Source organism: Halopseudomonas pelagia (assembly GCF_009497895.1).
Taxonomy (GTDB): domain Bacteria; phylum Pseudomonadota; class Gammaproteobacteria; order Pseudomonadales; family Pseudomonadaceae; genus Halopseudomonas; species Halopseudomonas pelagia_A.
Genome location: NZ_CP033116.1, coordinates 4362677 through 4379168, shown reverse-complemented (window position 1 = coordinate 4379168; position 16492 = coordinate 4362677). Strand labels below are relative to the sequence as shown.

At 57.4% G+C, this 16492-nt stretch carries 10 protein-coding genes; 9 read left to right on the top strand and 1 reads right to left on the bottom strand.

The window, feature by feature from the left end; translation table 11 throughout:
- The first annotated feature begins 1 nt into the window (after position 1).
- The 9 genes from EAO82_RS20030 (at position 2) to EAO82_RS19990 (ending at position 14311) form a co-directional block, all read left to right on the top strand.
- Positions 2–526, top strand: a complete 525-nt coding sequence (locus EAO82_RS20030; RefSeq protein ID WP_096346908.1) for a pilus assembly protein PilP — start codon at positions 2–4, stop codon at positions 524–526.
- Between the two features lie 56 nt (positions 527–582).
- On the top strand, positions 583–2691 hold the full coding sequence (gene pilQ, locus EAO82_RS20025; protein ID WP_096346907.1) for a type IV pilus secretin PilQ: 2109 nt from the start codon (positions 583–585) through the stop codon (positions 2689–2691).
- 5 nt (positions 2692–2696) lie between these two features.
- Positions 2697–3212 (top strand): shikimate kinase AroK, encoded by a 516-nt coding sequence (aroK, locus tag EAO82_RS20020; protein ID WP_096346861.1) that lies wholly within the window; start codon positions 2697–2699, stop codon positions 3210–3212.
- A gap of 100 nt (positions 3213–3312) precedes the next feature.
- Entirely contained in the window at positions 3313–4392 is a 1080-nt protein-coding gene (gene aroB, locus EAO82_RS20015) for a 3-dehydroquinate synthase (RefSeq protein WP_096346860.1), read from the top strand.
- Positions 4389–5906 (top strand): AAA family ATPase, encoded by a 1518-nt coding sequence (locus tag EAO82_RS20010; protein WP_096346859.1) that lies wholly within the window; start codon positions 4389–4391, stop codon positions 5904–5906. Before aroB ends, EAO82_RS20010 begins: the two co-directional genes overlap by 4 nt.
- 263 nt (positions 5907–6169) lie before the next feature.
- A complete protein-coding gene (gene gltB / locus EAO82_RS20005) occupies positions 6170–10618 on the top strand; it encodes a glutamate synthase large subunit (RefSeq protein WP_096346858.1) in 4449 nt (1482 codons plus the stop codon).
- 102 nt (positions 10619–10720) lie between these two features.
- Positions 10721–12139: an FAD-dependent oxidoreductase gene (locus EAO82_RS20000; RefSeq protein WP_096346857.1), complete on the top strand. Its 1419-nt coding sequence runs from the start codon at positions 10721–10723 to the stop codon at positions 12137–12139.
- Between the two features lie 283 nt (positions 12140–12422).
- Positions 12423–13505, top strand: a complete 1083-nt coding sequence (gene hemE, locus EAO82_RS19995; RefSeq protein WP_096346856.1) for a uroporphyrinogen decarboxylase — start codon at positions 12423–12425, stop codon at positions 13503–13505.
- A gap of 32 nt (positions 13506–13537) precedes the next feature.
- On the top strand, positions 13538–14311 hold the full coding sequence (locus tag EAO82_RS19990; RefSeq protein ID WP_096346855.1) for a ParA family protein: 774 nt from the start codon (positions 13538–13540) through the stop codon (positions 14309–14311).
- Positions 14312–14320: 9 nt separating this feature from the next.
- Here the strand turns inward: EAO82_RS19990 and EAO82_RS19985 are convergent, their stop codons facing one another.
- Positions 14321–16117: an SLC13 family permease gene (locus EAO82_RS19985; protein WP_096346854.1), complete on the bottom strand. Its 1797-nt coding sequence runs from the start codon at positions 16115–16117 to the stop codon at positions 14321–14323.
- Positions 16118–16492: the final 375 nt, after the last annotated feature.

The window sequence follows — 16492 nt, the reverse complement described above, 5'->3', positions numbered from 1 at the left end:
CATGCAAAAGCGCGTATTGGGCCTCGCCCTCGTATTGCCAATGCTGTTGGCCGGGTGTAGTGACGGTAGCTTCAGTGACCTGCAAGCCTTCATGGCGGAAACACGTGCACGGCCCGCTGGCAATATCGAACCGCTGCCCCGTTTTGCGCCCTACGAGGCCTTCACTTACAGTGCGACGTCGTTGCGTAGCCCCTTCCAGCCGCCGATCAAGATTGACTTAAGTCAGCGCGAGCGTGGGACGCAGGATTTGAAGCCGGATGAAGATCGTGTAAAGCAGTTTCTTGAAGGCTTCAATATCGAGGCATTCGAGATGGTTGGCATCCTGAGTAATCAGGATGGTATGCAGGCTTTGGTCCGCGGGGCGGGCAGCGTGCATAGGGTAAGGATTGGTGACTATCTGGGTCGTAACCACGGCCGTATTACCAGTATTGAAGAAGGCCGTGTCGACGTAGTCGAAATCGTCCCGGACGGGGAAGGTGGTTGGTTGGAGCGCCCGCGAACGCTCAGCTTGCCTGAGCGCGGATAAGTCAACCAGGGAGAGACAAAATGAACTGCAAACAGTCACGCGTGGAACGCAATCAAATGCCTTTAACCAAAAAAATTACGCTTGCTGCCATGATGGCCTTGCTTAGCCCCCTGGCCTTGGCCGCCAATCTTGAAAACTTGGATGTTGCCTCTCTGCCTGGAGAGCGGGTTGAGTTGAAACTGTCTTTTGACGAGCCAATAACTTCGGCGCCAAAAGGCTACACCATCGATCAGCCGGCGCGCATTGCCATCGATTTGCCTGGTGTAAAGAACGAGCTCGGTGAGCGTACCCGCGATCTAGGGTTGGGGAATGCGCGTAGCGTGACTGTGGTCGAGGCTAACGACCGTACCCGTCTGATCATTAACCTTACCGATCTGGTGCCTTACGCCACCCGAGTAGATGGCAACGATCTATATGTCATGGTCGGCTCCGACAGTGCCCCAGGCTATGCCCAGGCCGCACCGCAGCCTGCAGCTGCCAGCGCAGCCCAGCCAGTTCCAGCGGCCACCACTGACTGGCGCGCCACGTCAGAGCCTGCTGTGACCAGCCCGGCGGCCATGGCAGGACGCTCTATCACCAGCCTGGATTTCCGTCGTGGTGAGCAGGGCGAGGGCAACGTCATCGTTGATTTGTCCGATCCTTCGGTAAAGGTTGATGTGGCTGAGCAGGGCGGGCGTGTCAGGCTGACATTCCCAGATACTCAGTTACCTGATGCGCTGCGCGTGCGCCTGGATGTGAAGGACTTTGCCACGCCGGTCAATTTCGTTAGCGCCAGCACCAGCGGCGGCAACAGCGTGATCAACATTGAACCAACCGGCTTTTATGAGCATCTGGTGTACCAGGCGGATAATCGTTTGATCGTCAGCTTCAAACCATTGACTCAGACTGAAGTGGAAAAACGCCGTTCCGAAGCTTTTTCTTACACCGGCGAGAAACTATCGCTGAATTTCCAGGATATCGAAGTACGTTCGGTGCTGCAGTTGATCGCCGACTTTACCGATTTGAATCTGGTCGCCAGTGACACGGTTCAGGGCAGCATTACGCTGCGCCTGCAGAACGTGCCTTGGGATCAGGCGCTTGATCTGGTACTGAAAACCAAGGGTCTGGACCAGCGCAAAATAGGTAATGTGCTCCTGGTGGCTCCGGCAGACGAGATTGCCGCCAGAGAGCGCCAAGAGCTGGAGTCCCAGCAGCAAATTGCCGAGCTGGCGCCCTTGCGACGTGAGCTGATCCAGGTCAACTACGCTCGTGCTGCCGACATCGCCAGCCTGTTCGCTTCAGTGACCGCCGGTGACGGTGAGCAACGCGGCTCGATTACGGTCGATGATCGTACCAACAGCATCATCGCACTGGAGACGCAGCAGAAGCTGGACGAGCTGCGTCGTATCGTCGTGCAACTGGATATCCCGGTTCGCCAAGTAATGATCGAGGCTCGCATCGTTGAAGCCAACGTCGGTTTCGACAAGGCTTTGGGCGTTCGTTGGGGCGGCAGTATCAATGCCGGTGATCGCTTCGATGTATTCGGGCGTAATCCTGGCGGTACGGGTCAGATGCCTACACCTTCAACTAACTCACCTTTTGTTGATATGGGTGTAGCGGGCGCGACTTCGGGTATCGGTATCGGTTTTATCACCAACAACACCATTCTTGACCTGCAACTGTCAGCGATGGAAAGCACCGGTAACGGTGAAATTATCTCCCAGCCGAAAGTGGTTACCTCTGATAAGGAAACTGCCAAGATCCTCAAGGGTTCGGAAATCCCCTACCAGGAAGCCAGCTCCAGTGGCGCCACTACTACAGCCTTCGCTGAAGCCGTGCTGTCTTTGGAAGTAACGCCGCAGATTACCCCGGACAATCAGGTGATCATGGAAGTCGTGGTAACCAAGGATGAGCCGGACTTTACCAACGAGGTTAACGGCGTGCCGACGATTCGCAAGAATGAGGTCAATGCCAAGATCCTGGTTGGTGATGGTGAAACCATCGTGATTGGTGGTGTATTTTCCAGCGAAACTCAAACTACTCGCGAAAAGGTTCCTTTCCTCGGCGACCTGCCGGTTCTCGGCAAAGTCTTCCGTCGTGACGTCTCTCTGGAAAACAAGTCGGAACTGCTTATCTTCCTGACGCCTCGTATCATCAACAATGGAGCTATTACGGTTGCTAGGTAATCACCTTGCGTAATGTGTTTCTGATCGGCCCGATGGGCGCTGGAAAAAGCACCATCGGGCGTCTGCTTGCCAAAGAACTCAAATACCCTTTCAAGGACTCAGACCGGGAGATCGAGGCGCGTACTGGCGCTGACATACCCTGGATTTTTGACGTGGAAGGCGAAGAGGGTTTTCGCGAGCGTGAAGAGGCGATGATTGCCGAGCTGGTGCAAGAGCACGGGATCATTCTGGCCACCGGTGGGGGGGTGGTCATGCGCGAGGCGAATCGGCGAGCCCTGAGTGCCAACGGTCTGGTTGTGTATCTACGCACCAGTGTCGATCAGCAGCTGCAACGCACCTCCAAGGACCGGCAACGTCCGTTGTTGCTGAATGCCGACCCAGAGAAGGTGTTGCGTGATCTTATGGCGCGCCGTGACCCGCTTTACAGCGAGATAGCCGACGTCACTATCGATACCGACCAGCGCGGGCCTAAAATTGTCGTCAATACTATCCTAAGCCGGTTGCAAGGCACTGACGACTAGATCGTTCCAGTATCCAATTCCATTCATGAGTCGACATTCGGGCTGAGCACAATATGTGCGCCTGTTGTATTCTTGCCGGAGTCGTGTCGGAGAGAAATTGATGCAGCAATTAAACGTTGATCTGGGTGATCGCAGTTACCCGATCTATATAGGTAGCGACCTGCTTTCCCAGTCAGGGTTGCTTGCTCGGCATATCAGTGGGAAACAGGTTTGCGTTGTGACGGACGACACCGTAGCGCCGTTATACCTTGAGGCGCTGTGTGAGGCCCTCAAGGGGTATCAAATTCTACAAGTGGTGCTGCCGACCGGTGAAGCATTCAAGACCTGGTCCACTTTACAACAGGTATTTGACGCTCTGCTTGCTGCGCGGCATGACCGCAAGACCACTCTGATAGCGCTGGGTGGAGGTGTGATCGGTGACATGACTGGCTTCGCTGCTGCCTGTTACCAGCGAGGTGTGGATTTCATCCAGATGCCGACTACGCTGTTGTCCCAGGTGGATTCGTCGGTGGGTGGTAAGACCGGGATTAATCACCCGGCGGGCAAGAACATGCTCGGCGCTTTTTATCAGCCCAAAGCGGTATTGATCGACACCGAAAGTCTGAAAACGCTGCCTGCGCGAGAAGTCAGTGCCGGTCTGGCTGAAATTATCAAATACGGCCTGATTCGTGACGTCGCGTTTCTAGCTTGGCTTGAAGACAATATCAGCGGTCTGCGGGCGCTTGATCCGAGCCTTGTCACCGAAGCCATTGCCCGCTCTTGTCAGATCAAGGCCGACGTAGTGGCTGCGGATGAGCGAGAGGGTGGTGTTCGCGCGATTCTTAACCTGGGTCATACCTTTGGCCACGCGATCGAAGCGCATCAGGGTTATGGGCAGTGGTTGCACGGCGAGGCGGTGGGCGCTGGGATGGTCATGGCGCTGGATATGTCCTGTCGGCAGGGCTGGATTAGCCGGGCCGATGTCGATAGAGCGACAGCGTTGATTGCTGCTGCGGGTTTGCCGGTTTCACCGCCCGGGAATATGCAGGTCGGCGATTTTATGGATTTGATGGCAGTAGATAAAAAAGTACTCGACGGACAGTTGCGCCTGGTTTTGCTCAAGGCGTTAGGGCAGGCCGTCGTCAGCGCAGAATTCGATTCTGCTTCCTTGCAGGCAACACTCGCGGCAGATCAGTCATGACAGTTGAACCGGATATCAATATCAGCGCCGCAGGCGGACTCGATGAGTTTCTTGATCATTATCAGTTGAGTCATGATCCTTTTGCGGCCCGCACGCCGGGATTTCGTTTTTTTACACCGCAACGCAAAACGGTATTGGCACAGCTCCACCATTTGGCCCGTTTTGGTGACCGTCTTCTACTGGTGACCGGGCCCCAGGGAAGTGGCAAGACCTTGCTGCGCCAGGTGCTAGTGGCCAGTAGTAACAAGGATACGACCCAGTGTGTGGTGGCCACCGCTCGCGAATTTTCCGAAGAGTCCGCGTTGATTGGTTACCTTTGTCAGGCAGTCAACGCCAAGGGCCGTTCCACGGACGCATTGCTTGAACGTGCCGAGCAGCTGAAGCAAAGCGGCGTGCAACTGTATCTGATCGTTGATGATGCCCAGCTGCTGGAGCTGCAGGCCCTGCAGGATCTGGCTGACCTGGGTTTGAGCGGAGGCGCGGATTCGCCGGTCAGGATCTTCCTGTTTGCTGACGAAAATATTTCCCTGTTGTTGCCGCAGATAGATACCGATGGTGCTGCAGAACAGTGGGTGCACCGAATTGATCTGGACCCCTATTCACCTGACGAGACGCGCGACTATATTGCTCAGCGCCTCGAAGCGGCGGGTCAGGAATTGGCTTTGCTGGATGACGAGCAGTTGCAAGAAATTCATCGCCGCAGCAGTGGCTGGCCTGGGCGCATCAATACGGTCGCCAGACAGGTTATGGAAGATGCGATGGAGCAGCCCGCAGCTCGCCCCAGCAGGCGCTCAGGCGGAGTGGTGCCAGTACGCTCAATGATTGCCGTGTTGCTGGTGGCGGCAGGTATCGGTGTCGCTTGGCTGATGGGCAGCAACGAGACTGTCGATGAGCCTTCCCGCACCGTGCTTGAACTGCCGGAGCCAGTTAACCCGGTCAACGTCGAAGAAGATCGTCAGCTGGCCGAACTGACGGAGCTGAATGCAGTTACCCTGGAACCAGAGACTGTTGAGATCGCTGCGCCATCTGTCGCTGACGTAGCCGAGGCGGAAGCAGACGCTCCAAGCACTTCCTCAGCTTCCCCTGAGCAGGTAACGGTAGCGCCCGAGCCGGCGGAACCGGTAGATCTGGCGCAGGCACCTGTGGACGCTACTTCGGCTGCGCCCGTGGCAGAGCCAGAACCAACACCGGTAGCACCTGCTGCAGCATCGTCAGCACAAGCGACGCGCACGGCTGATTGGTATCGCCAGGCAGACTCCAGCGCATTTGTTTTGCAGCTATTGGGTACGCGCAGTCGGGACGCGGCGTTGAGCTTTATCAAGCAGCAATCAGGGTTGGAAAATATTGGTTACTTCGAAACGCTGCATGAAGGTCGCCCCTGGTTCGTGGTAACACAAGGCTTGTACGGCACGCGCCAACAGGCGCAGCAAGGCGTCAGTGCATTGCCGGAAGCGCTGCGGCGACAGAACCCTTGGCCCAAGGGCGTTGGCGCGATCAAACAGTCCTTGCGTTAATAGCGATCCGGCCCTCGGCTTTCGAGGGCTGGAAAATCTCATGCGCGAGGTCTGGCCCCAGCTCTTTTGCTCGTCGCACTAGTGAAAAGCTTTCCTATTTACGACATTTGGATATGATTTTGCGGCACGATGGCCCGAAAAAAAATTGTGGGCATTGTTGCCGCTGTGTACAATTACTCCCCTTTTGTCCGGCGCCGAGCCAGATCCAGTCTTGTTTGAGTCTCGTAAGCGCCTGAATCCTATAGCATTTTGAGAGTGTGCCTATGAAAGCAGGTTTATATCAGCCTGATCAGTTCAAGGATAACTGTGGCTTTGGCCTTATTGCCCACATGCAGGGTGAGCCCAGTCATCACCTGTTACTGACGGCCATTGAAGCCCTGACATGCATGACACACCGGGGTGGCATCAACGCCGACGGCAAAACCGGTGACGGTTGTGGCCTGCTGATTCAGAAGCCCGATCGGTTTCTGCGTGCGGTCGCCAAAGAGTCTCTGGGTACCGAGCTCCCTGAGCAATATGCTGTGGGTATGGTGTTTATGGGCGTCGATCAGGCTGCTTCGGCCGCTGCTCGTCAAGCTTTCGAAGCTGCGCTTGAAGATCAGGGTTTGCCGCTGGTTGGCTGGCGCGAAGTGCCTTTCGACAGCAGCGTGCTGGGTCCGTTGGCGTTGAGCTGCATGCCGCGTATCGAGCAGGTGTTTGTGTCCGGTGAAGGCTTGGACGAACAGCAGTTCGGCATCAAACTGTTCTATGCCCGCCGCAAGGCCGAAATTGCCATGCAGGCCGACCAGGATTTTTACGTTTGCAGCCTGTCGCACAAGGTCATCTCCTATAAAGGCCTGATGATGCCCGCCGATCTGGGGCAGTTCTTCCCGGATCTGAGCGATGAGCGCATGGAGACCGCCATCAGTGTGTTTCACCAGCGCTTCTCCACCAACACGCTGCCCAAGTGGCCGCTGGCACAACCGTTCCGGCTGATCGCGCACAATGGTGAAATCAACACCATCACCGCCAACCGCAACTGGGCACATGCGCGACGCAATAAATTTACCAACGAAATGCTGCCGGATCTGGAAAGCATCTCGCCGATCGTCAACGTAACCGGTTCCGACTCCTCGAGCATGGATAACATGCTGGAACTGTTGATTGCCGGTGGCATGGATTTGTTCCGCGCCATTCGCATGGTCGTGCCGCCGGCATGGCAGAACGTGGAAACCATGGATGCCGATCTGAAGGCATTCTATGAGTTCAATTCCATGCACATGGAAGCCTGGGATGGCCCGGCCGGTATCGTTCTGACTGAAGGCCGCTACGCGGTCTGTTTGCTCGACCGGAATGGTCTGCGCCCTGCGCGCTATGTCGTGACCAAGAATGGCTATATCACCCTGGCGTCCGAAATCGGTGTCTGGGATTACCAGCCCGAAGATGTGATAAGCAAAGGTCGGGTTGGCCCAGGTCAGATTCTGGCGGTCGATACTCAGACCGGCGAAGTGCTGCACACCAGCGATGTGGAAGGGCGCCTGAAATCACGGCACCCGTATCGCAAGTGGTTGAAGGAAAACGCGCTGCGTATTCAGGCGACCATGAACGACCGCGATCATGGTTCGGACTTCCTCAGCCCGGAACAGCTCAAGCAGTATATGAAGATGTTCCAGGTCACCTTCGAGGAGCGCGACCAGGTGCTGCGTCCGCTGGCAGAGAATGGTCAGGAAGCCGTTGGCTCCATGGGTGACGATACGCCGATGGCGGTGCTCTCTACCCGTGTTCGCTCGGTATACGATTATTTCCGCCAGCAGTTCGCCCAGGTCACCAACCCGGCGATCGATCCGCTGCGTGAAGCCATCGTCATGTCGCTGGAAACCTGTATCGGTGCAGAACGCAACGTCTTTGAAGAGACTGCGGATCACGCTAACCGTGCGATCCTCAGCAGCCCGGTGATTTCACCGGCGAAGTGGCGCACGCTGATGAACCTGGAGCGCCCGGGTTTCGCGCATCAGCGCATTGAACTGAACGCCCCGGCTGACATGCCGCTGGGCGAAGCGGTCAAGGCGATTGCCGAGCAGGCCGAAGCGGCCGTGCGTGAAGGCAAGACGTTGCTGGTGTTGACTGACCGTTTCATCTCCGAAGGCAAGCTGCCAGTGCATGCTGCGCTCGCCGTCGGTGCGGTGCATCACCACCTGATTGCGGTGGGTCTGCGCTGTGACTGCAACATTTTGGTTGAAACCGCTACGGCGCGTGACCCGCACCACTACGCGGTGCTGATAGGTTTTGGGGCGACTGCGGTCTACCCCTACCTTGCCTACGAAATCCTCGGTGATCTGATCCGTACCGGCGAAGTGATCGGCGATCTGTATGAGGTGTTCAAGAGCTACCGCAAGGGTATCTCCAAAGGCCTGCTGAAAATCCTGTCGAAGATGGGGATTTCCACTGTGGTCTCTTACCGCGGTGCGCAGCTGTTTGAAGCAGTCGGCCTGGCCGATGAAATTGTTGATATGTGCTTCAAGGGCGTTGCCAGCCGGATTCAGGGCGCGCGTTTCAGCGACCTGCAGGCCGAGCAGTCGTTGCTCGCCCGTGAGGCGTGGAACCCGCGCAAGAATATCCAGCAGGGCGGTCTGCTCAAGTTCGTGTTTGGCGGTGAGTATCACGCCTATAACCCGGATGTGGTGCGTGCGCTGCAGGACGCGGTGCAGGGCGACAGTTACGACAAGTACCTGGAGTACGCGGCACTGGTCAATACTCGCCCGGTAGCTTCGCTGCGCGACCTGTTGAAAGTGCGTGGCGATCAGCAAGCCATTGCACTGGATGACGTCGAGCCGCTGGAGTCGATCTTCAAGCGCTTTGACTCGGCGGGTATTTCGCTCGGCGCACTGTCGCCTGAAGCGCACGAAGCCATCGCCGAGGCGATGAACCGCCTGGGCGCGCGCTCCAACTCCGGTGAGGGTGGGGAAGATCCTGCCCGTTACGGCACCGAGCGCATGTCGAAGATCAAGCAGATCGCTTCTGGTCGCTTTGGTGTTACGCCAGAGTATCTGGTCAACGCCGAAGTGCTGCAGATCAAGGTCGCGCAGGGCGCCAAGCCCGGCGAAGGCGGTCAGTTGCCCGGTGGTAAAGTCAACGAGCTGATTGCGCGCCTGCGTTATGCGGTGCCTGGCGTTACGCTGATTTCGCCACCGCCGCACCACGACATCTATTCCATCGAAGATCTGTCGCAGCTGATTTTTGACCTCAAGCAGGTCAATCCGCGCGCGCTGGTCTCGGTCAAGCTGGTAGCTGAGCCCGGTGTGGGTACTATCGCCGCCGGTGTGGCCAAGGCCTATGCCGATCTGATCACCATTTCCGGTTACGACGGCGGCACCGGTGCTTCACCGCTGACCTCGATCCGTTATGCCGGTTCGCCCTGGGAGCTTGGCCTGTCCGAAGCGCACCAGACGCTGCGTGGCAACGATCTGCGTGGCAAGGTCCGGGTACAGACCGATGGCGGCCTGAAAACTGGTCTGGACGTGATCAAGGCAGCGATCCTCGGCGCAGAAAGCTTCGGCTTCGGCACCGCGCCGATGATTGCCCTGGGTTGCAAATACCTGCGGATCTGCCACCTGAACAACTGCGCGACCGGCGTAGCGACACAGAACAAGCACCTGCGTGACAATCACTACATAGGTACGGTGGAGATGGTGATGAATTTCTTCACCTACGTCGCCACCGAAACCCGTGAGCTGATGGCTCAGTTGGGTGTCAGCCGCTTGCAGGACCTGATTGGCCGCGTTGATCTGCTGGAGATTCTGCCAGGTGCAACCAGCAAACAGCAGAATCTGGATCTGGAGCCGCTGCTGTTCAGCAAGGACGTACCAGCGGATAAGCCGCAGTACTGCGAGTCGCCGCGAAACGTGCCTTTCGACAAGGGTCTGACTGCCGAGAAGATGGTCGAACTGGCCCGTGCCAGTATCGACGGCTTGACCGGTGGCGACTTCGAGATGAACCTGACCAACTGTGATCGCTCGATCGGCGCTCGGGTTTCCGGCGAGATCGCCCGCGTACACGGTAACCAGGGCATGGTCGGCGCGCCGATCACCTACCGCTTCAAGGGTACCGCTGGACAGAGCTTCGGCGTATGGAACGCGGGCGGCCTGAACATGTATCTGGAAGGCGACGCCAACGACTACGTCGGCAAGGGTATGACCGGCGGGAAATTGGTCATCGTGCCGCCCAAGGGCAGCCCGTTCCGCTCCGAAGAAACCGCGATTATCGGTAATACCTGTCTTTATGGTGCCACCGGCGGCATGCTGTTGGCGGCGGGAACCGCCGGCGAGCGTTTCGCGGTGCGTAACTCCGGCGCGCATGCAGTCATCGAAGGCGCTGGCGACCATTGTTGCGAGTACATGACCGGCGGTATGGTGTGCGTACTCGGGCCTACCGGGCATAACTTCGGTGCCGGTATGACCGGTGGTTTCGCCTTTGTGCTGGATCAGGACAACAGCTTCTTCGACAAGCTCAACCATGAGCTGGTGGAGTTGCACCGGATCAGCAGCGAGTCGATGGAAGCCTATCGCAGTCACCTGACCATGGTGCTGACTGATTACGTCGCTGAGACCGGGAGCGCCTGGGGGGAAGAAGTGCTGGAGAATCTGGATAACTATATCCGCCGTTTCTGGCTGGTCAAACCCAAGGCCGCCAGTCTGCGTGCCCTGCTGACCAGCACTCGCGCCAACCCGCAATAACTAGAGGCCGATGGCAGACCTGCTCGACAGGTCTGTTGCCTTGCCCTGATGAGTCCTGCAGTTGCAGCTTGATGCTCGCCGCTGCTGTTTAGAGGTTTGAATATGGCTGACCGTTTGAGTAACGACTTCCAGTTTATCGATGTGGGCCGCAAGGATCCGCTGAAGCGTCCGCTGCGCCAGCGTAAAACCCAGTTCGTTGAAATTCATGAGCAGTTCAAGCCGGAAGCGGCAGCCGATCAGGCGCACCGCTGCCTCGAGTGCGGTAACCCGTATTGCGAGTGGAAGTGCCCGGTGCACAACTACATTCCCAACTGGTTGAAGCTGGTGTCCGAGGGCAATATCCTCGAAGCGGCGGAACTCGCGCACCAGACCAATACATTGCCGGAAGTCTGTGGCCGCGTATGCCCGCAGGATCGCCTGTGTGAAGGCGCCTGTACGTTGAACGACGGTTTTGGGGCGGTGACTATCGGCTCGGTCGAGAAGTACATCACCGATACCGCCTTCGCCATGGGCTGGCGTCCGGACTTGTCCCACGTGGTCCAGACCGGTAAAAAGGTCGCCATCATCGGCGCTGGCCCTGCCGGCCTTGGCTGTGCTGACGTGTTGGCGCGTGCTGGTGTAAAGCCGGTAGTCTTCGATCGCTACCCGGAAATCGGTGGCTTGCTGACCTTCGGCATTCCCGAATTCAAGCTGGAGAAGCTGGTGATGTCCCGTCGTCGGGAGATCTTTGAAGGCATGGGCATCGAGTTTCGTCTGAATACGGAGATCGGCAAGGACGTCAGCATTGACGAGCTGATGGCCGATTACGATGCGGTGTTCATGGGCATGGGTACCTACACCTACATGAAGGGCGGTTTCCCCGGCGAAGATTTGCCGGGCGTTTACGACGCGCTGGATTTCCTTGTGGCCAACGTCAATCGCAACCTGGGCTTCGAGAAGTCGGCTGACGATTTTATCGATCTGAAGGGTAAGCGGGTGGTGGTGCTGGGTGGTGGTGATACCGCCATGGACTGCAACCGTACATCGATTCGCCAGGGCGCCAAGTCGGTACATTGTGCTTACCGCCGTGATGAAGAAAACATGCCGGGCTCGCGCAAGGAAGTGAAAAACGCCAAGGATGAGGGCGTGAAGTTTCTGTTCAATCGTCAGCCGATTGCGATCGTCGGTGAGGACCGGGTTGAAGGCGTCAAGGTGGTTGAAACACGTCTGGGTGAGCCGGATGCCCGTGGGCGCCGCAGCCCAGAGCCGATCCCCGGTTCCGAGGAAGTGGTTCCGGCTGATGCGGTGATCATTGCCTTTGGTTTCCGCCCCAGCCCGGCTGATTGGTTTGAGGGCAGCAAGGTGGATATCGATAGCCAGGGCCGCGTAGTGGCCGCAGAGCAGGCGCGCTATCGCTTCCAGACCAGCAACCCGAAGATCTTTGCCGGCGGTGACATGGTACGTGGCTCGGATCTGGTGGTGACGGCGATCTGGGAAGGTCGTCAAGCTGCGGAAGGTATTATCGAGTATCTGGAGCTGTAGATCGACTTTGTGTATTAGCAGAGGGCGCCTTAGGGCGCCCTTTTGCGTTTCTGATATCTGGTGCGTGGATTGGCGGCGTGGTCGGGCCTGGTCGGGACACGCTACCAGCCATCCCTGGGGCTCGTCGGCGCACGTCCCTGTGCGCCGACGGTCCCGACCAGGCCCGACCCCGCCGCCAATCTGATGGTACTGAGCTGTCAGTGTGAAACCTGTGTTGCTAGCCTGATCTTCCTTCCTTTTCCCGGTACAATGCCCGCTGATCCCGCAACTGGATACCTACTCCATGTCCGAATTGAAGAACGATCGCTTTCTCCGTGCCCTGATGCGCCAGCCCGTGGATGTTACCCCGGTGTGGATGATGCGCCAGGCCGGGCGCTACCTGCCTGAGTACCGCGAAGCACGTAGCCGGGCCGGTGATTTCATGGGGCTGTGTACCAATCCTGAGATGGCCTGCGAAGTGACGCTGCAGCCGCTGGAGCGTTACCCGCTGGACGCGGCGATTCTGTTTTCCGACATTCTGACCATCCCGGATGCGATGGGCCTGGGTCTGTATTTTGAAACCGGTGAAGGCCCGCGCTTTCGCAAGCGTATCGATACCGCCGCTGATATCGAGGCGCTCAAGGTGCCGGATCCGGAGCAGGATCTGGGTTATGTCATGAACGCCGTGCGCACTATCCGCAGCGAGCTGAATGGTCGGGTGCCACTGATCGGTTTTTCCGGCAGCCCCTGGACGCTGGCGACCTATATGGTCGAAGGCAGTTCTTCTAAGGACTTCCGCAAGACCAAGGCGATGCTTTATGACCAGCCTGAAGCCATGCATATGCTGCTCGACAAACTGGCCGACTCGGTCACTTCCTACCTGAATGGTCAGATTCTGGCAGGTGCCCAGGCGGTACAGATTTTTGATACCTGGGGCGGCAATCTGTCTTCCGATGCTTACCAGAAGTTTTCCCTCGCTTATATGCGCAAGATCGTGTCGGGGCTGATCCGCGAACATCAGGGTCGTCGCGTACCGGTCATTCTGTTCACCAAGAACGGTGGGCTATGGCTTGAAAGTATTGCCGACGCCGGTGCAGATGCATTGGGTCTGGATTGGACCATGGATATGGGTGTGGCGCGTTCGCGTGTTGGCTCCAAGGTCGCCTTGCAGGGCAATATGGACCCCACTGTGCTCTACGCCAAACCTGCGGCGATTCGTGAAGAAGTCGCGCGTATTCTCAAGAGTTACGGCAAGGGTAACGGCCACGTTTTCAATCTGGGCCATGGCATTACCCCGGAAGTCGATCCGGCGCATGCTGGCGCCTTTATCGAAGCGGTACATGAAATGTCCGCGATCTATCATGATCCCTCTGCTATCGTAGTCTGAGTTGCTTTCAGACAGATTCGGGGGAGGGTGTCATGCGTCGGGTGATCTTCAATCAGAAGGGTGGTGTGGGTAAATCCAGCATCGCCTGCAATCTGGCAGCGGTAAGCGCCGCTGCCGGTTACAAGACGCTGGTGGTGGATCTGGATCCGCAGGCCAACTCCAGCCACTACTTGCTGGGTGAAGGCTTGCAGGATGTCGACCTGACCATTGCCGACTTTTTCGCCCAGACGCTTTCCACCAGCCTGTTCAACAAGAAGGCCGAGCAGTTCGTCACCGAGACGCCCTTTGAGAATCTCTGGGTCATGCCCGCAGCTCCTGAACTCGCGGAGCTGCAGCACAAGCTTGAGTCGCGCTACAAGATTCAAAAGCTGCGCAAGCTGCTCAAGGATCTGGATGGCAATTACGAGCGGATCTATATCGATACCGCTCCCAGTTTCAATTTCTACACCATCTCTGCGTTGATCGCTGCGGACCGCTGCCTGATCCCCTTCGACTGTGACAGCTTCTCGCGGCAGGCCTTGTACGGCCTGCTCAAGGAGCTGGAAGATATTCGCGAGGAGCATAACGAGGATCTGGAGGTGGAGGGCATCGTCGTCAACCAGTTCCAGTCCCGCGCCAGCTTGCCGCAGCAGATGCTGGACGAACTGGTGGCAGAGGGTTTGCCGGTGCTGCCTGCGTATCTGTCCAGCTCGGTGCGCATGCGCGAATCACACCAGGTGAATACCCCGCTGATATTCCTCGATGGCCGGCACAAGCTGACTCAACAGTTCATTGCCCTGCACGACCATATTGAAGGTCGCGCCTGAGCCCTGCCTTCAGGCCGGGAACAGCGGCCATATCCACGGAATAACCAGTGTTGCTGTTGCCCACATGATCAGGTTCATGGGCACACCTATGCGCATGAAGTCAGTGAATTTATAGCCCCCGGCGCTGTAGACGAAGGTGTTGGTCTGATAGCCAATGGGGGTGGCAAAGCTGGCGCTTGCGGCGAACATCACCGCGATCACGAACGGCCGCGGGTCGGCTCCGAGCTGCTGCGCCACGCCAATCGCGATGGGTGTCAGCAATACTGCGACCGCATTGTTACTGACTACCTCGGTCAGAATCGACGTCAGCAGGTAGATAAACGAGAGCATGAACAGTGGCCCTAATAGCGGCGACAGGCTCATGACCTGGGCTACCACGGTATCCACCAGCCCGACCTTGTTCATGGCGATGCTGATCGCCAGCATGCCGAAAATAATAGTCAGAATTCGCCAGTCAATCGCCTTGTAGGCATCTTCGGTGTCCAGGCAGCCGGTTGCTAACACCACGGCAGTGGCGATCATGGCCAAGCCTTCAATGGGCATGATGCTGAACGCGGCCAGTAGCATCACTGCCAGTACGGCTGCTATCGCGATAGGCGCTTTGTCCCGCCGGTAGGCGCGCTCATGTACGGTATTCAAACTGATCAGATCGCCATTGTCGGCAAACTTGCGAATCTGTGTTGGCGAGCCTTCCACCAACATGACGTCACCAAATTGCAGCTGAAAGTCGTCCAGGTTGTCCTGAATATTTTCGTTATGCCGATGGATCGCCAGCACGTGCATGCCGTAACGTGCGGTCAGGTTCAGGTCGCGCATGGGGCGGTGGCTGTAGCGCGAGTTGCGTCCGACTATCGCTTCGGCCAGCACTACGTCGCGGGTCGAGATAGTTTCGAAGTTGGCGGCCTGGTCGCGATTGAAGGTCAGCAGTCCGTTCTGCCGCAGCTCCATGAAGTTCTGCATATTGGCGTGCAGCACCAGTCGGTCACCGGCACTCAGCAGTGTGGTGTTGACCGGAGTAGACAACTCTTCGTCGCCACGAAATATTTTCAGCACCTGAATGCCGCTGTCGCCATTGAGCTTCGCGTCAGCAATCGTTTGATTGATGATTGGCGAGTCATGCGGAACCAGCAGTTCGGTCATAAACGGCCGGCTCTGGTCCGGGCGCAGTTGTTTGGACAGGCTTTCCCGGTCCGGTAAGAGTCGGTGGCCAACCAGCATGATAAAGCCGATACCGATAACCGCCATGATCAACCCCGGCAGGAAGATATCGAACATGCCAAACGGCTCCATTCCGGCTTCCCTGGCCACACCGTCGACCAGGATATTGGTCGAAGTGCCGATCATGGTCATGGTACCGCCCAGAATAGTGGCGTAGGACAGCGGAATGAGTAGCTTCGAGGCTTTGCTGCCAACCTGGGCAGCCAGAGTAACGGCTACCGGCGTGAGGATAGCGACCACCGGGGTATTATTGATAAAGGTCGAGAGCACCAGAGCCGTGATCATCAGGCTGAACAGCGTGCGTAATGGGCTGCCGCCGCCGAGCTTTGCCAGCCATTTGCCCAGCGCATCCACACAGCCGGTGCGCTCGAGCGCGGCGGACAGAATGAACATGCAGGCAATGGTGATCGGAGCACTGTTGGACAGAACGCTGAGCACATCGCCGGGAGTCAGCAGGCTGCTAACCAGTAGCACCGCTACAGCTATGCCGACCACTATGTCCGGGCTGAACTTTTCGCGGGCAAAAGCATAAAACACCCAGCACAGCAGGGCGGCTACGCCAATCATTGGCAGGGAATCCCAGTTCATTGGTACCTGAATCTCGTATGAGGTATCGGCTCCGTGAACCGGAGGCCATCAGGTCGCCACAATAGAAGGGATTGTTAAGGCTGTCCAAGCACGAAAACTGATTTTGATATTCGCTTATGGAATAAGACGTCCGGGCCTGACAGCCCACTCTGCCATAGATTTGGGCTGTATCCGGCGGTCAAATGCGGACTCGCTACGAGCTGTCTCGGAAGCGATACACCCCAGGCAGCGACTGGCTGCCGGATACCTTATGACTTTGTATCAATCAGTGTAATGCGCCAGGCAATTGCTTGACCGTGCCGGTCGGCTGGCCGTATGTTCAAACAACTGTATGAATTCGCATTGGCCGGTATGGTCCGGCCGATCTCTGGAGAC